Raw genomic sequence first — 24,364 nt, 5'->3', positions numbered from 1 at the left:
ACTGAGAATCAAAGGGTTAAACAGAAAAATAAAGATGTTAAAATAAGGGAAAATTTACTCTAATAAATTAAACAGAAATTAATAGATATTAACTTTTTTTTAATTGTTAATTAACTTTAGTTTAGTAAAAAAACCGTTAAAAATTAGCTTTAATTTTAATTTTTTGGGAGTAAAATTATTCTTTTTGAATGTTTTGTGTGCTGGAAATGAGAAAAATCCATTCGATAGGCTTTGGGATTTTTATATATGCTATTTTAACTTAAAATAACAAAATGTGGAAGAAGAGCACTATACATTGCATAACATCAAAATAATCTTAATTGTGAGTTCTTGTAATCTTGATGTAACCCACAATTAAATTGAAACTTATAATCTTCAGAAAAATATTTTTTTCTTGCTAGAGCAAATGTTTGGTGTATCTGATCTGCAATGATTCCAGAGCCTTTCATGCGTCTTCCATATTGGTTGTCGTTTAATGAACCTTCGTGGCATTGCATGATTTGATTTAAGATTTTATCTTTTCTGTCCGGCAATGTATTGTCCAGCCATGTTGTGAATAATTTTCCAATTGCACCATTTAATCTTACAATTGTATACCCGATGCTTTTGGCACCTTTTGATGACACTTCTTTTGCTAGTGGTAATATCTCATGACTATTTATTGATGGTATAATTGGAGCCATCATTACATGAGTAGGAATACCATGCAGATTTAATTCTTCAATAGTTTTAAGACGTTTGATGCTACTGGCTGTTCTTGGTTCTAGAATTCTTCTCGTTTCTTCATGTAAAGAGGTTATTGAAATGTATACCGAAACCAGGTGATGTTTTGCCAATTGTGATAAAATGTCAATATCTCTCAATATCAAAGCATTTTTGGTGATGATACCAACAGGATGTCTGTATTTCAAGAAGATTTTAAGTAATTTTCGAGTGATCTCCAACTGTTTTTCAATAGGTTGATAGCAATCTGTGTTCCCCGAAAGTGAAATTGGTACAGCTTTCCAATCTTTGCTTTTTAATTTTTTTTCTAATAACTCTGGGGCATTTTTCTTGACTAGAATTTTACTTTCAAAATCTAATCCTGCACCATATCCCCAGTATTCGTGAGAGTTTCTAGCATAACAATAAATACAACCATGTTCGCATCCTTGGTATGGATTGAGGGAATAAGCCATATGTACATCAGGACTTGTAACCTTGTTTACAATAGTTTTTGGAAAAGTTTCAATAAATGTTGTTTTAATTTTATCTATAGGTTCGTTTTGGGAGAAACAATAATTTAAAAAATCATCACGGTTTTCATGATAGTGATTTGAGAATCTATTCTGTACCTTCTCTTGCGCTCCTCTTCCTTTTATATGTTTCTCTCTTTTGTGCATTGATTTATAATATAGTCTGTTTAAGAAGTGAAATAATGTGAGTATAGATTCAATATAATGAATAGTTTTTTGAATGAAAATGAAATTGTGATGTTTATTTTTTATGGTAAAAAAACAAAATATTTATGGTTAAAGCATAGTTTTTTGTTGTAATTGTCTGATATGCTGTAAATACGAATATACAAGTTGATTTCGGTAGAGTTTTTTAGCAAAAAAAAGGGGTAAAACCCCCTGTTGCACCTATTGTTTCTATGAAAATAATTTGTGAATTTTAAGTACTCACAAATACAATCATTTTTATTCTAAAAGTGTACTCTATGAAACCTGATCAAAATATTTGTACCCCTCCGGAATGTTTAAGCCAAAAAGGGTTTGTTCCTGAAATTTCTAAAATAGTAAATACATGTGATGATCTCAAAGATCTTATGATTAGTATCTATTTGATCAAGGAAAATAGGTTTTTGTATTCAAACAAGATATTTAAAAAAGTACTAGGTTTTGATACTGATGTTTTTTTGGATAGAGGTTGGGATTTTTGGTTTTCATTAATTAGATCTTGTGAGGTTCAAAAAATAAGAAATAAAATTTTTGAGTTCCTTGAAACACCACCTATTAGTGATTCTATTACGCTTCAATATCATGTTAGAGGATTACATGAACAAGAAATTTTTCTGAAACATGAAATCTTTATATATCAGATAAAACGTAAGATGTTTGCTTTGAATCTATTTTTTGATGTATCCGAAAAAGAAGAAATAGAAAAATGTATTAAAGTTAATGGAGGATATAGAAGAGTTTGCCCTTTGGATAATAACCCTTGTCAAATATCGTCAAGAGAACAAGAAGTTCTTAAACTTATCGCAGATGGACTTTCTTCTAAAGAGATAGCAGATAAACTTTTTATAAGTAATCATACAGCAATATCACACCGCAAACATCTTATTCAAAAATTTCGGGTAAAAAACACGGCACAGCTTATTAAAGAAGCTTCAAAAGTTTTGGACTTATAATTTAAGAATTGATTAACTTTTTGTTAAATAATTAACTATATCTCAAAATCCCTAAAAATGGGGATTGATTTGCCTTCCTTTTTTTAAAAACTTAGACAATCCAAAAACTGGGGCTTTTGTTTATAGTAACACACTTATAAACAGCAAAACTTTAAGAATAACTTGTATTTGTGATAGGGATCAAGTTGTGTTCTTAAAATTAATTTTCACACATGATAGGGTTAGTATTGAAACTGCTCAGGGATGAGCTAAGTAATTACATTGTTCAAAATAAAAGTCAAGGAGATTCTATTATTCAAAGTGATGTTATTCTACATAATATTGCCTTGATGGATAATGATGGCCAAACTGATCTAAATAATAAGGTGGTCATTACTCTTGTAAATACCGAAGAAGAAAGTACTTTAAAAAATGGTAGTAATATTCTTAGAACACCAAATGGAGTAAAGTATGTTGAGCCTCCTGTATTTCTTAATCTTTATATTCTTGTTTCTGCAACCTTAGGCCAAGATTTGCAAGATGCATACGAATTTGCATTAGAACGATTATCACTTGTTATTCAGTTTTTTCAAGCCAAAAAAAGCTTTACAGTTCAGAATTCTCCATTCAGTTCAATTTCTAGCGATAGTAACATTTCAGAAGAGGTAAAAGAAGAAATAAAGCTTAATGTAGAACTATATACATTAACCTTTGAACAAATTAATCACCTATGGGGATCTCTTGGAGGTAAACAAGTACCATCTGCGATGTACAAAATAAGGCTGATCAGTATAAAAGAAAATTCAGGAATATCTGCTCCACTCGTAGAAGAATTGGTCAATAACCAAAATGTTACAAATATTAACTAAATATGAGTAATAGTATAATTTTTAAAAGGCTATTTGAAATTAGAGTATTTCATGACTACTATCTTATTACGGGAGATGGAACTTCTTTCTATGACAGAAATCAATCTGATAAAGAAAATATACTATCAAAAAAACTTCTTAATCGGTCGTATGATGTTAGTAACATACTAAGTATTGAACCAGATACAGTTACAAAAGAAAATCTGAGAAGAAATAAATTGGTATTTGCAAAAACTGCATTAGGCTTTATAGTAGGTATAGAAGTGATTCCTGAAAACTTATCAGGAGAGGTACGGTACAAGCCACGTTTTGAGTTGAATACAGATTTGCACGTAAGCTTTAATATAAGACCTGTGGTTACTTTGTTTAATAGTATTACAAATATTGGGTTAAAATCAATATTACCATCAATCTATTATTTTACGAATAAAGGTAAAACAGAATTTGTCAATGCGACACAAACTCCTCATACTTCTTACCCTCTCTCTAATACGATACTTCAATTCCAACAAGGCAGAAACTATGAAATGGGGGCTTTAGCAAATTTTGGGGGAATTACAAAAGAAGCATTACAAAACACAAATAGTAATCAAGCAGATCATTGGGAGGATACAGATGATAAAAGGTTTGTAAACCAAGCTGATAAAATCCTTCTACCACACGTATTCAAATATCAAATACAAGAACCGCAAAACGATACACAACTAGAGTTTCAGCTACTAGATTCAGGAAACTCAACAGTAAAGACATTACAAAAAACGATCACTACAACTACAAGAGATGTAGTATTGGATTTTGAAAAAGAAACAAACAATAGTACGGCAGCTTTAATCCCTAATGGGTTTTATACGCTCAAGATTACAGGAGATTCCGGTTTAGAGCTGATCTATCCCTTGTATCTTAATTCTTCTTTATATGACAGAAATCAATTAGGGGTTATTGACATAAGATTAGACGAGCAAAACAGTCCTTTTAGTTTATTAGATACTAATGGTTTTTTGAAAGCCAAAATAAACGCAAACGGAGATAAAGTCTCGCACCCAGTTTTTGAGCTTAGATTCACAAATAGAAAAACTTATTGGAGATATAATAAAGAAGTAGCATTTAATGCATCAGAAATCACAGCAACATCTGCTTTTTTACAACATAATGGCAAACGGTTAACATCGATTAAACCAAAAGGATTGACTAGTACTTTGGTGCCTTTTAAAAATGGGAACTCATTGCTATTACCGCCACCTCAGCAGACAGCAATAAAAGTAGAACAAGAAAAAATATACTCAGATATATTTATTAATCCATCAAACCGATTATTGAATTCGTCATGAGTTTTTTATGTAAATCAATCACAAAAAGTCTTTGACAAGTAAGCTTATATAATTTATGATTAAGTGTTAACAAATTAAAAGAAGCTTCTCGAATAATTAAAATTAAACTTTTATAAAAATGACATTATGAATTACAAAACGCCAGGAGTTTATATAGAAGAAATTCCGAAACTTCCACCATCGATAGCTCAGGTAGAAACAGCTATTCCTGCTTTTATTGGTTATACAGAAAAAGCATTGGATGAAAGAGGTAATTCTCTTACCAATGACCCAAAAAGAATTACTTCTTTATTAGAATACGAACGTTTTTTTGGTGCTCCGGATATAGAAACTGGTTTGACAGTAAATATTACAGGAGATGTAAATAACCCTACTTCGGTTTTAGCTTCAATAGAAAATAGATCCAAGTATCTAATGCATTATGCATTACAAATGTTTTTTGCTAATGGGGGAGGACCATGTTGGATAGTTTCTGTTGGGGATTATACTACAAAATTAGTTGATTTTGATACACTTTTGGCAGGACTTAATGCTACAGAAAAAGTTGATGAAATAACACTATATGTATATCCTGATGCACAAGGTATAGAATTATCGTCCAATTTCTATAATCTTTTTAAGGCGTCGTTGGATATGTGTGTCAAATTAAAAGACCGTTTTACAGTAATGGATATTTGGCAAGATCCTGCAGAATCTAATTTACTGGCTAATATTAATACGATGCGTGATGCTCCTATAGGTGCAGAAGAAAACATATTAAAATATGGAGCAACGTATTTTCCTAATGTAGATACGATTATCAATTATTATTATGGAGGAGAAGGCACAGGTGATGCTAATGTAAACGTAACAGGATCTTTTAGCGGGACCTTACAAGAATTAAAACAGGCTAATAATGCCACCTATTTTAGAGCGCAAGGTACAATCAGAGATTTTCCTTTAGAAATGCCTCCATCACCGGGAGTTGTAGGATTATATGCAAGTGTTGATGCTTCAAGAGGGGTATGGAAAGCACCTGCAAATGTAAGTATGGATTTTGTGATACAACCCAAAATGAGGGTTACCGATCAGCAACAAGAAGACTTGAATGTTGATGTTAATGCAGGTAAATCGGTCAATGTAATTCGCTCGTTTGCCGGTAGAGGTCCTGCAATATTATGGGGAGCAAGAACACTTGCAGGTAATAGTAATGAATGGAGATATGTTCCGGTAAGACGATTCTTTAATATGGTAGAAGAATCCGTAAAAAAAGCTACGCTTCAGTTCGTATTTGAACCCAATGATCTCAATACCTGGACAAGAGTAAAATCAATGATTGATAACTTTTTGGTACAGCAATGGAGAGCAGGAGCACTTATGGGTACTACACCAGAACAGGCTTTTTATGTAAAAGTTGGTCTTAACGAAACCATGAATGAAGTCGATGTTTGGGAGGGTAGAATGATTGTAGAAATCGGTATGGCGGTAGTACGACCTGCAGAATTTATCATTCTGAGATTTAGTCATAAAATGCTTTCTGAATAAAAAATCATAAACCATAAAAAAAATCAATATGGCAAATAAAAATAATGCTGAGAATAGCAATGCCAGAACTGCGGACACAGTGATATGTGAAAGTCTCAAGGTCATAAAAAATGATAAGGAAACAGCAACTAGTATGTTTGATTCCAAAGAGACACTTCGATCCTCAAAAGAAACAGTTCAACGATATAAGATATGTAGTCTTAACAAAGCAGAAGAATCAAACGATCTATATCAGGATATAATGAGCTATGTAGTAATTAAAACTTCAAAAACTACAGAAGTAATCAAAAAAAATATTGATGAGTACATCGCAAAAGATGATGAGATAGAAAAACGTATACAAGAGTCATCAAAGCTTTTGAACCAGATGCGTATTAAAATAGAAGAAGCTCATAATGCAGCTTGTGCAATGTCAAACTGTTTTAAAAATAAAGTATTACCAAAAACGGGTAAATCAACAAAAGACGGTAAAAAGGCAAATACACATACAAGTCTAAATGAAATTCTTGATATCACTAAAGTTCTGGATGAAAAAGGGCAAAATGCATTTGATTCTGTGGTGAGTATAGCAGGTATTCAAACCTTTACAAATACCCAAAGTCTCAAAGATTTTATGACAAAGTTGAATATGTCTACAGATCAGTTTAAATCTACTGTGAGTGACAATATTCAATCAACAACGACAGAAACAGTCAAATGTAGAGAAGAACTTAATGCCATTGCAGAAGAACTAGCACAAATAACCTGTGATAAAAAAGCTGAAGGTATTAAAAAAGAAGCTTTAGAAAAAGTGAGGCATTTTGTGTGTGATGAGCAGCACGACGATAGCCTACTAGATCTTTGTAAAGAAACCAATAACTGCTACGAATCTGAGCATAGTGGGTATGGTGATCGAAAAAAACGCAGACATCAACATAGCGTAACATCTGATCAAGACTAATTAGACATTTTTATAACAAAGAGAATTAATCATGATACATTTTTTAAAAGATAATACTTGCTGCCAAGATGGAGGTGGTGATGGCCCTGAAGGGAAAGACTGCTTATCCAAGTGGAAAAGACGATTAGAAACCGTTAGCAACAAATACAATATATCCAGTGCAAATACCATTAAGGCGCATGCAGAATATCAAAGCTCTTTAGCATGGCAAATGAAGCTTAAAAACTGGAATGATATTATTAAAGAAACCGACGAAAACGCAGATGCTATCGTAAAAGAACTCAGTTTCTTTATAGAACAAACAGGCATCGTTTGTGATAACTCTGCAGAAACGGTAAAAGCTTTCAAAAGATTATTAGGGCTTGTAAAATCAATTTTTGATACTTTCTACGATTACAACGGTGAAAAAGGGTTAAAGCATAAGATCATAGGGTTCAAGAAAGAAATAGAATGTCTCAAGAATGTTAGTGAAGAAGACAAGGCAGAAGTGATCCAGTGTATAGAAGTATACGAAGAAAAAATAATCATGGTTTGCGATATGACCGACACTGTTTTAAAACAGCTTCTGGAAACATTTAAATATACAAACCTTTTACACTCATCTATCGGTGGATGTTATGGACTTGAAGCCAAACTCGATGAAATGCTTGATGTCTTTGAAGGAAGTTCAAATGGAGGTAACCCATCCTATGCTGCGACAAGCAAAGTAGAGAAAGAAGAAGACAGTAAGGAGAAGTCAAAAGGTCGAAAAAAACCTATTCTAGATAATAATTACTCCTATCCCTGTAATGATGTTGTTGTACAACCAATGCCTCAGCTCCCTATTAATCAAAGCTATTATTACATTCAAATTGAGCAAGATTTAGAACGAGCGTTACACAAAACAGAAAGTTTAAAAAATGATTGGATAGATTGTAAAAAGGTAAGCGATAAACATTTATCAGAAAGAGACAGTCTTAGAGAAGCAATCAAAAATGCAGAATCAGCAGAAAGTACAAAATGATTTTAAATCCTTAAACAAAAATATTAAAAGAAAAAAATATGGCAGCAATAGGAGATTATCCACTACCTAAGTTTCATTTTCAAGTAGAATGGGGTGACAATTTTCGTATTGGATTCACAGAAGTTAGTGGATTAGATTTTGAAACAGAAGTTATAGAATACCGAGAAGGAAGCAGCAAAAAATATAACAAAAGTAAACAACCAGGCTTATCAAAATATAGTAATGTAACACTCAAAAGAGGTACATTTCAAGGTGATTTTGATTATTTCAAAGAATGGCAAAAAACATATTTCTTTCAAGAAGGAAATGATACTGGTTCAATGTTTAGAAGAACAGTTACTATCAAACTACTAGACGAAAATCACGAACCGATCATCACTTGGATTTTGGAAAACGCATGGCCTAGCAAAGTACAATCTACAGATCTTAAAGCAGATGCTAATGAAGTAGCTATCGAAACTATGGAGCTGGTACATGAAGGGCTTACTATACTAGAAGCAAGGTAATTCACCTTTAAATATTGAGATCAGTTACTATGTATCAAATCGTTGGTTTTCATTTTAAAGTATCTTTTTTGAATCTACCAGAAAGTAAAGAAGTAGATGTACAATTTCAATCAGTTAGTGGATTAGATGTACAAATCGAAAAAGAAGCTTTCAAAGAAGGAGGAGAAAATAGGTTCGAACACAGCCTTCCGGGAAGAAGAAAATACACCACACTCACTTTGAAGAGAGGGATTCTTAAACCTAAGGATTCTGGTTTGACAAGGTGGTGTCAGGAAGCTTTTCAAAATCTTGTAGTAGAACCCATTGGTAAAGTAAATGTAGAACTGCTTAATGAAAACCATAGTGTACTCATGCATTGGGAACTCTCTCATGTCTGGCCCGTAAGCTGGAAAGTAGGAGAATTAAATGCAGAAAAAGGAGAAGTGCTTATAGAAACACTAGAACTTAATTACAACTATTTTAAACTGGTGAATCAAAATTAATCAGATCTAATTATGCCATTAGAAATTCGAGAATTAATTATCAAAACCACGGTCAATAATACTGGTAACAGTAATGCTGGGGGTGCAGGTGGAGCTCAAGGCGGAAAAGCCAAAGAAGCTAATATCAATGAGATTGCAGAAAGAGTATTCGAAATCTTGAAAGAAAAATCCGAAAGATAATGGATGATAGAGGACAATTAGTAAAAGTTTTGATCAAGGTTTATGAAGACAAAGAATTTCAGAGACCGGCAAAAATAAGCCCAAATCCGATTTCGTTGCCCGTAAACCCAGAAAGCCTTACTAAGAATTATAAAGTAGATGTAACTGCTGATCAAGGGCATGGTAGTCAAGGGACAAATTCTGATTTTAAAAAAACACCACCAAAAGAATTAAAACTTGATTTTATATTTGATGGTACCAATACTATTCAAGGATATAAATATAATGATGGAAAACAGCCCGTAAAAGACCAGATTGATATTTTTCTGGCAGCTGTTTACAATATGAATGGATCGATTCATAAACCTCATTTCTTGCAAGTTTTGTGGGGCAGTGATTTTAATTTTAAATGTGTGCTTACAAACCTAGATCTCAATTATACACTATTTAAACCCAATGGCGATCCACTTAGGGTTAAAGCTAGTGCAACTTTTGTAGAATACCTGTCGCAACGAGAACGTGTCGCAAGAGAGGGTAAAAAATCTCCTGATCTTACTCACACCAGACAAATTAAAGCAGGAGATCGACTAGATAATATGACACATGATATCTATAACAAAACCAAGTATGTTACACAAATTGCCAGAGTAAATGGATTAAGTTCCTTTAGGAAAATAACACCGGGTAAAGAATTGATTTTTCCACCATTAGATAAGACAAGTACATGAAAGATAGAGAAATACCAGTAGAGTCTTCTTATAACGTAGCAACTTTTGATATTTTGATAGATGGGCAAGTCGTTGATCAAGGATATCAGGTATTATCGATTTCTACAACAAAAGAAATCAATAGAATACCTACAGCAAAAATTGTGCTTAAGGATGGAGATGCTTCAGAAGAAACCTTTACGATCAGTGAAGAAGAAGAATTCATTCCAGGGAAGTCTATAACCATCAAAATCGGTAGAGATAGCGAAAATCAACAGCTGTTCAAAGGTGTGATCATAAAACATGCGATCAAAGTGATCGAAGGCGGAGAAACACGACTGATCCTTGATTGTAGAGATGAGGCTGTAAAAATGACTATTGGTAGACATAATTACTATTACGAAGAAAGTCGGGATAGTGAAATTATGGAAGAAGTGATAGGTAGGTATTCGGGACTAACAAATGATGTAGAAGCTACTTCAATTAGCCATTTAGAAATGGTTCAATATCACGCTACTGACTGGGATTTTTTGTTAATGCGTGCAGAAGCAAATGCAAAACTAGTGATTGTAGATGATGGTACTGTCAGTATCAAATCTCCCGATACTAGTAGTGAAGCAGCAGTAGCTGTACTGTTTGGTTCTACGTTGCTTGATTTTGAAGCCGAAATGGATGCCAGATATCAATGGAATTCTGTAGAAGCAAAATCCTGGGATTATGGAGGTCAAGAGATGTTTGAGCATGTTACAGACAGTGTCCCTATCGATGAATTGGGAGATGTAAATGGTGAGGAACTAGCAGCATCCATAAGTCCTGATAGACTAGAACTCAGACACTCAGGTCAGGCGATTGCAGAAGAATTGCAAGAATGGACAAAATCTACGATGCAAAAAAGTAGGTTGTCCAAAATTCGTGGGCGAGCAAAATTTATCGGATTTGGAGATATCAAACCCGGTCAATTAATCGACTTACAAGGATTAGGAACACGATTTACAGGCAAAGCATATGTATCTGCGGTACGACAAGATGTATATAACGGATCATGGTACACACAAGTACAATTTGGATTAAAACCAGACTGTTTTTCGCATGTCAATAAAGATATTGTAGATGTCCAGGCATCTGGATTAGTTCCCGCAATCAATGGTATTCAAATAGGTAAAGTTGTTCAATTACAAGATGACCCCGAAGGAGAAAATCGAATATTGGTACGATTACCAATTATTGATAACTCTGCAAGGGGAGTATGGGCTCGAGTAGCAACATTAGATGCGGGTAGTGCAGATGGCGGTGTAGCAGGTAGAGGATCTTTTTTTCTTCCCGAGATCGAAGATGAGGTTATTGTAGGTTTTATTAATGACGACCCTAGAGATGCAGTTATTTTGGGGATGTTACATAGTAGTGCTAAGCCTGCCCCTCTAGAAGCAGAAGATGTGAATCATGAAAAAGGATTTGTCACGCGATCAGGAATGAGATTACTCTTTCATGATGAAACAAAAACCATAACTATCGATACACCTGCAGGTAATAGCATTACACTTGATGAAGATACAACTTCTATTACCATCAAAGATCAAAATGATAATGAAGCAATTATGAATCCAGAAGGAATAGCATTAAGTAGTCCGGGAGATATAAAAATCGAAGCTTCAGGAAATATTGATATCAAAGCAGGAATGAATATGACACTAGAAGCCACACAAATATCTGCAAAAGCAAGTGCCAGTATGGAAGTAAAGGGGGCATCAACATCTGTTTCGGCAGATGGTATTACAGAAGTAAAGGGATCATTGGTAAACATAAATTAAAATAAAGCAATGCCAGCAGCAGCAAGATTAGGAGATATGCATACATGCCCATTATCAAATGGACCGGTACCTCATGTAGGAGGGCCAGTTACAGGGCCATCAATACCTACAGTTATGATAGGAGGACAACCCGCAGCAGTTGTAGGAGACCTTTGTATATGTACAGGACCACCTGATAATATTGTAAAAGGTTCTTCTACCGTATTTATTGGAGGAAAACCAGCAGCAAGAATGGGCGATACCACTGCTCATGGAGGAGTTATCATACAAGGTAACCCAACAGTTATGATAGGAGGATAAAAAAGAACAAATGAATTCAAGCAAAGAATACTTAGGCACAGGTTGGTCATTTCCACCTGCTTTTGAAAAAAAGAGCAAAACCGTAACTATGGTAAGTGCCGAAAAAGATATAGAACAAAGCCTCGAGATATTACTTTCTACAAGTTTGGGAGAACGAGTAATGCAAGCTGATTATGGTTGTAATCTTAAAGATTATCAGTTCGAAAGCTTGGATAGTTCATTAATTGGTTTTTTAAAAGATCTTGTAGAACGCTCAATTCTATACTACGAACCCAGAATTAAACTAGAAAGAGTCGATATAACAGAAGCAGACGCTTTTGAACTTATTGAGGGATTACTAAAGATTACCGTACATTATGAGATTGAAGGAACCAATACCAGATACAACTACGTTTATGATTTTTATTTAAGAGAAGCAGATCAAGGGATATAAAAAAATCAATATATAGATGAAGACACCATCAAGAATATCACATCCCTTAAAAAGTCGAACAGGGACAAGCCAAAGAACTCGTAGAATACAAGCATTGCAGAGTGATTTTGCACCTATAGATGGTAAAACACTTGCAGACCGATTGAGTATCATCAGTAAATATGCTTTGCAAATCAATTACTATGAGTATATAAGAGATAATACAGGAGAAGAATATCAAGAGTTAGATCATTGGACTGCATTTTTTGAAGACAGTCTTCCATTTCAGTTATCAGCAATAAGTAAACGTTCTACATCGGTACTTGATCAAGGATTTATAGTTTTATATGACGAAATTAAAAGAGAGCAATCCAAACAATCATTAGAGTCACTATTTAATTTTTTTCTCAATAAAATCATTACACCGATTACTGTTTTATTTGAAGCAATAGAAAGAGAGCAAAATAGTTTTAGTACACCAATACAAACGATTATAAAGTCTTCTTTTATTGATGCTTTGAAGTCTTTTATTGCATTACATAATGCAAGTGCTACTTTTCTATGCACAAAAAAACAAAATTTTACGGCTTATCTCAGAAAGCCTTGGCAATTAGAAGTTCAAGATGTGTATGGATTACAAACTGATATCCAAAATGTAAAAAAAGGAAAAGAAGAAGCATATCTAAAAATTGCAGAAAACATAAGTACAATTTTTTATAAAACATTAAGTGGATTTACAGAAATTGTTACAATTGCGCCTACATACATAGAAGAAAGTCTAAGACCCTTACAAGCATCACAACAAAAGAGACACGAACCCCATTTGGCTTTGTTGTTTACATTTTTAGAACTCTTTGACTATCTACAGCACAATATTAATGAGCTTGGTAAAAAACATTTGGATTATTTTTATCAAAACATATTAAAGATTACGCCTAGAGCGGCAGTATCAGATAAAGCTCATATTGTTTTTGAGGTAGCAAAGCATCTTAATGAATATCCTTTACCAAAAGATGTATTGCTCAAAAATGGAAAAGACAATAACAAACAGGATATACAGTTTGGGCTGGATCATGAAATTATTCTAGATAAAGCTCAAATCACAGAATTAAGAACACTACTCATTAATAAAACCCCTGTACAAGAATATATTGAAGGGATATATACCGCACCGGTAGCCAACTCTCTTGATGGTTTAGGTAAAGCATTTGCAAAAGATCAATCCAAAAACTGGGCAACTTTAGGAGGAAAATATAGTAAATATGTCAAAGAAGAAATCATACAAGAGCATCCAAAAGCTCGATTAGGGTTCGTATTGTCGTCTCCGGTATTATTGCTCCAAGAAGGAGAACGATCTATAAATATTGTTTTAGATTGTTACCATCCAGAAAAACCTAGTACAGAAGTTATAGCAAAGTTTGGTAATGATGTTTCTTCATTCTTCAAAGTATGGCTTAGTGGGGCAGATGAATGGATAGAAGTACTTCCAAAGGTTACAACACCAGATTTAGATACTGATCAGAATAAAATTCAATTTTTATTTGAGATAACACTTTCATTAGACATGCCTCCGGTCACTTTCTATGATGAAGAAAAACTTAAAGAGAAGATTAATGTTAGGCAAAATTTTCCTGTAGTCAAAATTGAACTTAATGATGCTGTAGAAATAGATGGTAATTTTTCTACTAATTCTGACCCATATTGTTTTTTGAAGAGAGAAAACAGTCACCAAAATATTGCCATTTCTCCATATGATGTCTTGCAAGGATTACAACTTACAGACGCCAAGATAACTGTAAATGTTTGTGGAGTTAAAAACATAATAGCACACAATGATGATGGAGCCTTAGACCCGAATAGTCAGATGTTTCCATTTGGTTTGAGACCTAATGTACCGGGTTTTGATCCAATGAATCAAATTACAAACCAAGCCGATCCAGATGAAGTTATCGTTCCTGTAGATCCAAATTCTTTGTTAGGTCCTAGTTTTTATATAGGTAGTAAAGAAGTGTTGTTCAAAAAATGGGAAGCTGTTCGTGTAAATATAGAATGGAAAGAAAAACCAAATAATTTTAACGATCATTACAAGGCATACTTAAAGGAGCCAAATAATATTGAAGAGAAAAATATTGAGTTAAAAAATCTAGGCCTTAATGAAGAAGAATTTAAAATCAAGATCGATACTTTAGAAAAAGGAGACTGGAAACCTCTGATAGAAGAAGCACAAAAACTTTTTACAAATACAACAGAAGAATTTAATACCTTAAAATGTAATAGAACAGTTTATGGTTGGGAAGTGCAAAATTTTGAGGGGGATACCTATGTAGACTTTGATGAAGATATAGAAAACTTTAAAAGTGCACAAAATGGTTTCCTTAGATTTACACTATATGGTCAAGATTTTTTGCATAAAGAATATCCTTTTGTTTTAGGTAGGCAAATGCTAGCGTATGCCTTATCCGCTCAGGGAGAAAAATTAACGGATGCTATCTACATTACTTCTAATAAAATTATTATTAGAGCAGTAGATGACCTTTCTATTACAGGAGAAGGGATAACGGATAGCTTGAAAAATGCCATCGATTCTTCTAATGCATTGATTACTGAGATTAGTGATTTAGAGACTTTTGTACAAGAGAATAAAACCGAAATAGATGGTATTATTACTGCGATAAACGATATTATAAGTGATATCGATAATTATATCAATACCGACGTAGACCCATTTAATGTCGACTTAGGTAATTTTAATACGGGTAGATTGTCTGGTCTAAATAATTTTTTAACCACATTAAGTACCATACGAGATACATTGTATGATAGAAATACTCCTCAATTAGTTAATAGAGTCAATGCAATCGAGAGTGCTATGCAGACTATTATTACTAATCTTACTGCTATTTTATTAGGGTCTGGGTCTACAGATGGAATTCAAAAAATAAGCGCTGACCTTATAGATGCCATCAATAATGCCAGTGGAGATTTGGCGACAGTAAAGAATGATCTCATAGGGCCTGCAACAGATATTAAAGATGGAATTGATGATGTCGTTACTATTGTAGATAATGCAGACGCACCTAATAACAGTGATAGTATAAAGGCCAAAATTGATGAAGTCATTACATTTATAAACGGAATAAGAAGTTATATAGAAAATGATTTTGACACTTTTAGAACAAATTTACAGCAGTATATAAGTGATTCTCTAATACAGGTGATGGGAGAATTAGTGTCTCGATTTGCTTCCATCAGAGGACAATTCATAATATTTAAAGGAGAATTAGAAGCAAAAGGAAGTGATATAAATGATGAGTTTACTGAGTTTGTAACAGTATTATTAACCACCTTAGGAGAAGGAGGTGATATCTATACACTCGTAAGAACGATAAGTGATAGTCTTAAAAATATTGATGAGATATTTAAAAAATCTAATATTTTAAAATTCTTCAATAAAGACGGCTCTCAGGCATTGATTCCTAATGAACCTTGGACACCCACTATAAAAGGGTTACACTTAGACTATACTGCGACAGCCGATAGCAATGATATGGATATTATACACTTGTATCCATATGATAATACCTCAAAAAGAGAAGAGATTACACAAAAACCAACGCTTTTTCCTTTGTTGGTTGATGAAGGTACTTTGTTTATAGGGATAGAAAATCTTACTCCCGGAGGTACACTTTCTTTACTATTTCAATTAGCAGAAGCTACAGCCAATTCTGAAATGCCTCGTGCAGAAATACAATGGCAATATCTAAGTCATAATACATGGATAACATTGAGGCCGGATTTTAATATTGTATCCGATGAGACAGATGGGCTTACCGTATCAGGAATCGTTACAATTGCAGTTCCTGATGATATTAATACAGAAGGAAACACACTAATGCCTGACCATTTATATTGGCTCAAAGTTTCTACTCTGTCTAATGCAAAGGCTATTGCAGAGACCATAGGTATTCATACGCAAGCTGCAAAAACATCTGCAAGGTTAAGTAAAGATAATGATCTAAACAGATTGAACACTCCCCTAGAAGAAGGAAGCGTAAGTAAACTTGTTGAAGCTGATTTTAGTGTAAAAAAAGTAGAACAACTCTACCCATCGTTTGGAGGAAAAGAACCCGAAGTAGAAGGACGTTACTATCTAAGAGTCAGTGAGCATCTTAAGCATAAAGGAAGAGCGCTAATGCTTAATGATTATGAGAAAATAGTTTTAGAGGGATTTTCTAATATCTACAAAGTAAAATGTATTAGTCATACTATGGGGTTATCTGCACTACAATATCGTAGAGATCTTGAACTAGCTCCTGGTTATGTTGTAGTGACTGTAATTCCTGATTTAACAAAATTAAAATCAGGAGATCAATTAGAACCCAAAGCTCCGGTAAGTGTACTAGAACAGATAGGGGATCATTTACGGAAAAAAACGTCTCCCTTTGCAAAGATAAAAGTCATGAACCCAAGGTATGAAAAAGTTGATGTTACCATATCAGTACAATTATACAGAGGAAAATCAAGAAGTTTTTATCAAAAAAAACTAAAAGAAGACATTACAAACCTTTTAGCACCTTGGTATCTGGGTGATTCAGAAAAAATAGCTTTTGGACAATCGGTGTTATTTTCTGATATCGTAGGGTTTGTAGAAGCTTTAGAATATATAGACTTTATTACACAACTAGAACTTAGAGGAGAAGAAAATCAAAACGGATCTGAAATTAAGCCCATTACTTCCAGATCAATTTTAACAGCAGGAGAAATCGTAATCAGAATTGAAGAAGAGCAATGTGATGAATCAAATCAAGACAGCGAAGTAGATAACGATAACTTGCCACCTATAATTATAGATGAACCATCAGAACAAAGTTGATATGACAGAATTAGACAATAATAATATATCTGTTATCAAACAAGATGACCCTAATCTTCCGGAATATTTGGATTTCGAAAAATTAAGAAGAGAAGGACTTAAGCATATAGGAGAACTTTCGGGTAAGATATGGACAGATCATAATGTGCATGATCCCGGAGTTACTATTTTAGAAGTATTGGTATATGCCTTAATGGATTTAGGGTATAAAACCAACTTACCTTTTGAAGATATCATAGCATCTCAAGGATATGATGATAATTTTTTAACTCCATTAGAAATACTCACCAATAATCCGGTTACTATTACAGATTATCGAAAACTACTTTTAGAAGTACCAGGGGTTAGAAATGCATGGTTAGAAGTCACAAATCAAGAAAAGAACCTTTACCTCGATAGTAATAATGACTTATCCTGTAATAGTGACAATAGTCGTGCTACGTTAGCCTCTTTAAATGGATTATATAAGATTTATATTGAGAAAGAAAATGATATTGTTAATGATCAAGAACTTATTTCTGAGGTCAAAAAAATAGTAAACACATATAGAAATTTATGTGAAGATTACACAACAATTCATGTTTTGAAACCTATTGAAGTTGGTGCTTGTGTAGAAGTAGAACTTCATGAGGGAGGTGATGAAAGCAAGATATATGAAGAAATTTTTAGGAGAATACGACAATATATTCAACCGGAGATTAGATATTATACCCTTCAGGAACTTCTGGATAAAGGAAAAAATATAGATGAAATTTTTGCAGGAAGACCTTACAGAAAGGATAGTTTTGGATTTGTAGATACAGAAGAAATAGAAAGTTTTGATAGGAGAAAGATGATATACCTCTCTGATTTATATCATACAATTCTTACTATTGAAGGGGTACGAAAAATTAAAAAAATAGCACTTACAGGAGCGTTTGACGTAAACGATACTTCTTCTAATTGGGAAAACAAAATTCCAAAAGATTGTGTTCCGGTTTTTTCAATGGCAAAAACATGTATCGATCTTTTTACAACAAAAGGTGCAGTAATACTCGATAAATCCAGAATTCGTAGCTCTTTTTCTTTCAACAAAAAATTTAGATTATCTATAGAAAGTTTGAATAACAGTGTAGATTCTGGTTTGTATCGTAAAGACTTAGATGAATATTATTCTATTCAAAATGATTTTCCGGTAGTTTATGGAATAGGAGAAGACGGAGTGCCGGAAAGTAGTACCTTAGAAAGAAAAACGCAAGCACTACAATTCAAAGGGTACCTGTTATTTTATGATCAAATATTAGCCAATTATACTGCCCAGTTAGCAAACCTTAGAACTTTATTTTCATTAAAATCAGAGCATGAGAGGACTTTAGAAGAGCAAAGAACCTATTTTACTCAAATTCCCGACTCAGTTCCCGGTATAGAGAATTTATTGCGATTTTATGATCAAAATGAAGGACGACTGACCGCTAATTCTTTATTAGCAGTTCCGGTTGCAAATGATGAAATTTGGCAGAATATACTCTTAGAACTCAAAGCAAATACTTCTTTTGAGTTGATGATAGAAAAATATTGTAAAACGAATGATCATGTGATAAGCATGTTTAGTTTTACGTCATCAGGCATTAGAGATATTTATATCAATCAATTCATTGATTCTTTATGTAATGAAAGATATACCATAGAGATTCTCAAAGATAAAAGAGGATATTTCTTTAGCATACAGGCAGACTTACCTAACGATTTTATTTTGGTAGGGATTAAAAGATATGTCACAACACAAGAAGCAAGAACAGAAGCAAAGCATACGGTCTTTCTTGCTACAATGCAGCAAAGCTACCATTTGGTAACAGAAACTTCATCAACAGAACGTTCTGATCAACACTTTTTTGATATTACCTATACGCCACTGTCATATATTGATTTGATTCAAGAACTTACAGAAAATGATGAAGAATATGTAGTTAGACGTAAGCAATTTTTGGATCACTTACTGGCAAGATTTGGAGAAGAATTTACCGAGTATACGCTACTGCAATACAAAGAAAATTTGAGTTTTGAAGAGCAGGCTCAAAAAGAAATCAATGATCAATCCGAGTACATCAGTGATTTTGCTGAGGTAAGTAGAAATAGAGGAAAAGCCTTTGATTATCTTCAAAACTCATGGAATACAAATAATGTTTCAGGGTTTGAAAAAAGAGTTTCATTACGCTCCGGGATAGAAACATTTCAACGGCGTAACCTTTGTAATTTTGAAGTTGTTCAAAGTTTCAGAATAGTTTTAAAAGATTGGGCAAATAACTTACTTTTTAGAAGCAACAAAGGTTTTGAAACAGTCAAAGAATTAAAAGAAGCATCGTTAAGAATTATAGAACAACTCAAAGATCCAAATTCGTACAAGCAACTAGAAAAAAATCTAAATGGATTTGATGCCAATACGATTTGCCGTATGTTTTCAGAACACCCCAGAGAAGAAAATATCACTGTCACCAAATACAACTATCATCAAGAATTATGTGACACAAATGGAGAAAGTATTGTAAGAAGTAACAGTACAAAGATGAGGTCTGAAAAGGTCGCCATAGAAAAACGAGAAGATTTTGTAAAAAATATTAATACACAAGACAAAATCCTTTATCCTGAAAAAGAATATCGATTATTACCACTAGAGAGAGAAAATTGTTATCTGGATGCCAATGTTTTTCCTTGTGATATTCAAACACTGATTACATGGAAATGGCATATGGATGTTAATACATCAAAAGAAATAATATCTAGCGAAACTGTTTTTCAAACTGCAGACGAAGCATGGCAAAATATGATTCAAGATGCGGATTTGGAAAGTTACCTTACACAACATGATAGCGCTACTAAATGGAGATTGCCTATTAATGGTACCTTAGAAGTTAAAGGTTCAAGTTGTTACCCCGATCCTTATCGAGCAGTTGCAGCATGGCGGCAGGCAAAAGTATTAGGGAGTGCACAGCCAAGATATAAAGTAGAAGAAATAGACGACAAGTTTAGAATACTAATACAAAATGAAAAAGGGGCTACTATTGCAACTTCAAATGATATCAATCCCGAAGAAACAAGCTTTGAAAAATGTATTGAAGCATGCGTTGAGTTATTTAGCAATATCAATACGCAACCAGAATATGATCAGGAAAAAAATAAATTTGGGTTTCAGGTTTTAGATAAAAGTGAATTGTTATGTACAAGTTATTGCGTTTATGATTCAGAAAAACAAGCACTACAGGATATAGAAACCGTATTCAAATTAGGAAACCTTAAAAAGAATTACTTGTTATCCGGAGATCAGGCTAATCCAGAATATAGTTATATTTTGAAAGATCAGTATAATCTGTTTTTAGCATTACCTCCAAAACATTTTGAAACTGCGCCCGATCGTACCAAATCATTGAATGCAATGATGCGTTATCTCAAAAACAATACATTACCTGTTTTTGTAAAAGAAGAGCCTAGAAGGTATACTTGGTCATTACATCACTGCGAAGAAGAATTATTAGTTTCTTCTACAGAATTTTCTTCAAAAGCGAGAGCACAATCAAATTTTGATAAAACTATTGTTGCAGAAGTAGCCAAAGAAAACAATGACATTTTTGAACCTCATTGTTATGAATTTTGTGTAGTAGCAACACCTGTTCAGTATAAATATATCTATGGATGCAGCAATACTCAAAAAGATTTAGACCCCATATTTATTAGTCATGAGACATATAATACTAGACAAAAAGCAGAGGAAGCATATGTTAATTTTATGCATATATTACCAAAGCTAAAGCTACAACCCATCAATAACAAAACATATCAGTTTGCTTTGTATCAGGAAAAGAAAGGGACTCCTGTTGTAGTACAATACACAAATGGCAAAGAAAAAGCCTCTAAAGAAAAGGCAAAACAAGTTTTACAATACATTTCTGAGATTTATCCTGATACTACCAAAGATATAGAGCACTATATAGATCAAAATATGATCGAGAATCAGAACGGAAATTTTGAATGGCGTTTCTATAAAAAGAACACACCTTTGGCAATAAATCCATATCGATGTCCAGAAAAAGAATCATCAAATCAAATTCAATCCCTGATTTGTGATCAAGTACCTCCAATAAACCTAAAAAACTTTTTAGCAGAAGAGACAATCATTTGTCCTGAAAAAAATCCTAATCAATATCATTATCAAGTATCATTTACAGATGATCAAGAAAATACATTTGTACTCAATAGTTATAACGGTTATGATACCTATGAAGAAGCTCATGAAGCCTGGAAGGGAAAATGGATGGACTTAATAGAAATGGCATTATATTCAAAAGAATATAATGATTATTTAACGTGTAAAGAACAAGAAACTGATCAAACAAACTCAGAAGAAGAAACAGGCCAAGAAAGTAATTGTAATATCTGTGTAGATGAAATCTATAAATCACCAACGGATAGTTCCTGTGACCCTATTTCTTTTGTTGCTGTAATTCCTGAAAATATAAGAAATAACATAGAAGGAAAAGATCACAAAGAAAATGTGATCGAATATTATACAAAATTAGCAGCGTTATTTCCGATTCGAAAACATAGCACAGAAGTTACAGACGAAAATTATTATACTTATAAGGTCGAAACTAGAGAGCCGTTACTTTCCGGAATTGATTGCAGTTCTAATACCTTGGATTCTGCTCATAGTTTACTTTGGGAAAGTGTACATAAATATGATACTAAAGAAGCAGCTTTAAAAGCGTATCAACATTTCTATACCTTAGCAGGAACATCAAATAATTGTAAAATATTCTGTGATCATAATGAATACTATGTAGGATTTGTAGAAGTTTTGGCAGAAAGTGCAAATGAATTTATATCGGATAGTGATGCATGGGATACCAATTACCCTTCTACAACAAATGAATGCGGTCAATGTGTTACAGGAGGAGTAAGAGAATTTACGTATGCAGCAGAAGATGATAAAAATTATCAAATTATATGTGATGAACATTATTGGAAATTTAAGATCGTGTCTCCCACATATTTTTTGGTGGATCATACAATTATGTACGATGCTAAAAAACTAAGAAATATAGCTGCAACGCAATGGATTGATCAACTGAAAAAATTTGATTGGAGTCAATTTATAACTAATAAAAAAGAAGAAGAAGTTGAAACGCGAGAGCAATTAGAAATTACCGATTGGTTTATAGGGTATTCTAATAAAGCATTTTGTGATTTTTGGTTTCATATTCAAGAAGCATTACATCAAAGCAAAGAAACATTAAATAGAAATGAGTTTATCAAGATTTTCTTATTAGAAAAATACGAAGGAAGTACAAGATTAATTGACCTTATTGATAGCTATTCATTTGATTATATAAGATTAGATAAGCAGGTGAACTATTTTCCTGTATACAAAACAGCAACAGGATACCGATATAGAATATATTGGAAAGAATATGATAACGATACTACTCCCGATGGATTACAAGCTTGTGGTTGCGAGACCAATGACGATGAAAGTACTCAAACTACTCAGCAGAATAATGATCCATTTCCGTTTATCAGTAGTAATGAATATAGTTGCGCTACAGAAGCTATTATAGCATTCCAAAGCTTTTGCGATTTTGCTCAAAGTGAAGTGTTTACTACAGAAGAAATATCAAAAACAACATATGGGGCACATACATTTCAAATAGTAGATAAGAAAAAAGAACTTGCATATCATCCACAGCAATATGAAAGCCTTCAAGAGGTTAAAAATGCAATTCAAAGAACAAAAGCAAGTATTCTTGATACAGGAATGCATTTGGTAGAACATATTTTATTAAGACCCAAAGACAATTCAGCTTGCCAGAATGATCAGCAAACAAGTTCATCTTCAACATCTGATCAAGAAAATAAAATTCAATGCCTATTACCGGTTTGCCCTGAACCAGATTGTACAGTAGAATGGCAACCTAATAGAGAAAAAGGAGACCCTTGTATCGATTCGGATGTTGATACTATAAAATACATACCGGGTAGTGATCCATATTCATTTTGGGCAACTGTAGCACTACCATCATGGCATAGAAGATTCAGAACCAAAACCCAACGTCAGGCATTTGAACAATTCTTATACAAAGAAGTTCCTGCTATGGTAGGACTAAATATCCTATGGTTAAGCCCGCAAAACATGTGCAAGTTTGAGGATACATATCGAAAGTGGTTACAATGGAAACAAAAATCAGAAACCACATCTGATTATTCTGATGGCGATAAAATCAATTGTGAATTTACAAACGATATTGCAACCTTACGATCAGAACCAGTATGTGAAACGGTTGTAGAAACAGAAAGTGATTGCAATTGTAATGCGAACACATATGACATTTCTTTAGAAGAAACATCAGGAACTTTATTTTGGTATGATTGTCCTCTCGAAACTTCTTCTTTTGAAGCTTCTACTGATCATACTGCTTCAGAAACCGATACGCTTTCAATAAAAGAGCCTTCAAAAACAGATGTAAAAGAAGAAAAACCGAAGGCTAAAAAATCAGTAGTACAAACTAAAAATACTAAGGAAACAGCCAAAATAAAAAGTAGTACAACAAAAAAAACAACATCTGCCAAAACCAAGTCTACAAAAACAACAAAACAAGAAAAACCAGCTAAGAGCTCTGCAAATCTTTTATCAAAAATCAGAAAGAGAAAACCACAGTATTTAGCAAATGTAAATGCCGTTGCAGATAAGGCTATGGCAAAAACAAAAAGCTATGAGCGTACCATATTTTTTATAGAAAACACCCCCAATGTTTTAGGATATAATAGGCTAGTTGACTTTTTTAATAAATACAGTCTACAAAAAGATAATAACATAGAAAGCTTTTTAGAATTGCTCAAAAATGCAACCTGGCACCTGTTTGATCATATTGTATTAAGTTATAAAGAAGAGCTGAAAGGAAAAGATGTAGAACGATTACAAAAAAGTTTGACTGCGCTTAGTAAAAAAGGAATGAGTTTACCAACGCTTTTTAAAGAATGGAAAAGTGAAGACTTAAAAACCAAAGCCAATCCAAAACCTTTATCGCAAATCAAAAAACTAGTTAAGTAATACT

General features: G+C 33.3%; 16 protein-coding genes. 15 read left to right on the top strand and 1 reads right to left on the bottom strand.

All coding sequences use genetic code 11. The features are described from left to right. Positions 1-305: 305 nt before the first annotated feature. Positions 306-1,382 (bottom strand): PA0069 family radical SAM protein, encoded by a 1,077-nt coding sequence (locus FHK87_RS18525; protein ID WP_140595267.1) that lies wholly within the window; start codon positions 1,380-1,382, stop codon positions 306-308. 317 nt (positions 1,383-1,699) lie between these two features. Between FHK87_RS18525 and FHK87_RS18520 the strand changes: the two genes are divergently transcribed. The 15 genes from FHK87_RS18520 to FHK87_RS18455 all read left to right on the top strand — a co-directional run bounded on the left by FHK87_RS18520 (position 1,700) and on the right by FHK87_RS18455 (position 24,360). Further along, positions 1,700-2,392, top strand: coding sequence for a helix-turn-helix domain-containing protein (locus tag FHK87_RS18520; protein ID WP_226294321.1), 693 nt, complete (start codon positions 1,700-1,702; stop codon positions 2,390-2,392). Positions 2,393-2,604: 212 nt separating this feature from the next. Beyond that, positions 2,605-3,240: a DUF4255 domain-containing protein gene (locus tag FHK87_RS18515; RefSeq protein WP_140595266.1), complete on the top strand. Its 636-nt coding sequence runs from the start codon at positions 2,605-2,607 to the stop codon at positions 3,238-3,240. Between the two features lie 2 nt (positions 3,241-3,242). Next, a complete protein-coding gene (locus FHK87_RS18510) occupies positions 3,243-4,568 on the top strand; it encodes a hypothetical protein (protein WP_140595265.1) in 1,326 nt (441 codons plus the stop codon). Between the two features lie 126 nt (positions 4,569-4,694). Further along, complete coding sequence (locus FHK87_RS18505) at positions 4,695-6,092, top strand: phage tail sheath family protein (RefSeq protein WP_140595264.1); 1,398 nt, start codon at positions 4,695-4,697, stop codon at positions 6,090-6,092. A gap of 28 nt (positions 6,093-6,120) precedes the next feature. Continuing rightward, entirely contained in the window at positions 6,121-7,032 is a 912-nt protein-coding gene (locus FHK87_RS18500; protein ID WP_140595263.1) for a hypothetical protein, read from the top strand. Between the two features lie 31 nt (positions 7,033-7,063). Continuing rightward, a complete protein-coding gene (locus tag FHK87_RS18495) occupies positions 7,064-8,035 on the top strand; it encodes a hypothetical protein (protein WP_140595262.1) in 972 nt (323 codons plus the stop codon). 38 nt (positions 8,036-8,073) lie between these two features. After that, on the top strand, positions 8,074-8,541 hold the full coding sequence (locus FHK87_RS18490; protein WP_140595261.1) for a phage tail protein: 468 nt from the start codon (positions 8,074-8,076) through the stop codon (positions 8,539-8,541). Between the two features lie 29 nt (positions 8,542-8,570). Beyond that, on the top strand, positions 8,571-9,023 hold the full coding sequence (locus FHK87_RS18485; protein ID WP_140595260.1) for a phage tail protein: 453 nt from the start codon (positions 8,571-8,573) through the stop codon (positions 9,021-9,023). Positions 9,024-9,035: 12 nt separating this feature from the next. Continuing rightward, entirely contained in the window at positions 9,036-9,203 is a 168-nt protein-coding gene (locus FHK87_RS26355; RefSeq protein ID WP_226294320.1) for a DUF5908 family protein, read from the top strand. Continuing rightward, entirely contained in the window at positions 9,203-9,910 is a 708-nt protein-coding gene (locus FHK87_RS18480; RefSeq protein WP_140595259.1) for a CIS tube protein, read from the top strand. Before FHK87_RS26355 ends, FHK87_RS18480 begins: the two co-directional genes overlap by 1 nt. Continuing rightward, the gene (gene vgrG, locus FHK87_RS18475; protein ID WP_140595258.1) at positions 9,907-11,697 is read left to right on the top strand and encodes a type VI secretion system tip protein VgrG; all 1,791 of its coding nucleotides are present in this window, start codon (positions 9,907-9,909) and stop codon (positions 11,695-11,697) included. The genes FHK87_RS18480 and vgrG overlap by 4 nt, the downstream gene beginning before the upstream one ends. A gap of 9 nt (positions 11,698-11,706) precedes the next feature. Continuing rightward, positions 11,707-11,997, top strand: coding sequence for a PAAR domain-containing protein (locus FHK87_RS18470; RefSeq protein WP_140595257.1), 291 nt, complete (start codon positions 11,707-11,709; stop codon positions 11,995-11,997). 10 nt (positions 11,998-12,007) lie between these two features. Then, positions 12,008-12,430, top strand: coding sequence for a GPW/gp25 family protein (locus FHK87_RS18465; RefSeq protein WP_140595256.1), 423 nt, complete (start codon positions 12,008-12,010; stop codon positions 12,428-12,430). A 16-nt stretch (positions 12,431-12,446) separates the two neighbouring features. Beyond that, positions 12,447-17,282 (top strand): hypothetical protein, encoded by a 4,836-nt coding sequence (locus FHK87_RS18460; RefSeq protein WP_140595255.1) that lies wholly within the window; start codon positions 12,447-12,449, stop codon positions 17,280-17,282. Position 17,283: 1 nt separating this feature from the next. Further along, entirely contained in the window at positions 17,284-24,360 is a 7,077-nt protein-coding gene (locus tag FHK87_RS18455; RefSeq protein ID WP_140595254.1) for a hypothetical protein, read from the top strand. Positions 24,361-24,364: the final 4 nt, after the last annotated feature.

The organism is Aquimarina algicola (assembly GCF_006443095.1).
Taxonomy (GTDB): domain Bacteria; phylum Bacteroidota; class Bacteroidia; order Flavobacteriales; family Flavobacteriaceae; genus Aquimarina; species Aquimarina algicola.
Note: the sequence above shows the minus strand (reverse complement) of the source record. Positions and strands in the feature narration are given on the sequence as shown.

Coding starts and splice junctions, on each gene's coding strand:
- FHK87_RS18470 (WP_140595257.1), top strand. CDS start 11,707: ATGCCAGCAGCAGCAAGATTAGGAGATATGCATACATGCCCATTATCA.
- FHK87_RS18515 (WP_140595266.1), top strand. CDS start 2,605: ATGATAGGGTTAGTATTGAAACTGCTCAGGGATGAGCTAAGTAATTAC.
- FHK87_RS18480 (WP_140595259.1), top strand. CDS start 9,203: ATGGATGATAGAGGACAATTAGTAAAAGTTTTGATCAAGGTTTATGAA.
- FHK87_RS18460 (WP_140595255.1), top strand. CDS start 12,447: ATGAAGACACCATCAAGAATATCACATCCCTTAAAAAGTCGAACAGGG.
- FHK87_RS18520 (WP_226294321.1), top strand. CDS start 1,700: ATGAAACCTGATCAAAATATTTGTACCCCTCCGGAATGTTTAAGCCAA.
- FHK87_RS18500 (WP_140595263.1), top strand. CDS start 6,121: ATGGCAAATAAAAATAATGCTGAGAATAGCAATGCCAGAACTGCGGAC.
- FHK87_RS26355 (WP_226294320.1), top strand. CDS start 9,036: ATGCCATTAGAAATTCGAGAATTAATTATCAAAACCACGGTCAATAAT.
- FHK87_RS18465 (WP_140595256.1), top strand. CDS start 12,008: ATGAATTCAAGCAAAGAATACTTAGGCACAGGTTGGTCATTTCCACCT.
- FHK87_RS18490 (WP_140595261.1), top strand. CDS start 8,074: ATGGCAGCAATAGGAGATTATCCACTACCTAAGTTTCATTTTCAAGTA.
- FHK87_RS18510 (WP_140595265.1), top strand. CDS start 3,243: ATGAGTAATAGTATAATTTTTAAAAGGCTATTTGAAATTAGAGTATTT.
- FHK87_RS18505 (WP_140595264.1), top strand. CDS start 4,695: ATGAATTACAAAACGCCAGGAGTTTATATAGAAGAAATTCCGAAACTT.
- FHK87_RS18495 (WP_140595262.1), top strand. CDS start 7,064: ATGATACATTTTTTAAAAGATAATACTTGCTGCCAAGATGGAGGTGGT.
- FHK87_RS18525 (WP_140595267.1), bottom strand. CDS start 1,382: ATGCACAAAAGAGAGAAACATATAAAAGGAAGAGGAGCGCAAGAGAAG.
- FHK87_RS18485 (WP_140595260.1), top strand. CDS start 8,571: ATGTATCAAATCGTTGGTTTTCATTTTAAAGTATCTTTTTTGAATCTA.
- FHK87_RS18455 (WP_140595254.1), top strand. CDS start 17,284: ATGACAGAATTAGACAATAATAATATATCTGTTATCAAACAAGATGAC.
- vgrG (WP_140595258.1), top strand. CDS start 9,907: ATGAAAGATAGAGAAATACCAGTAGAGTCTTCTTATAACGTAGCAACT.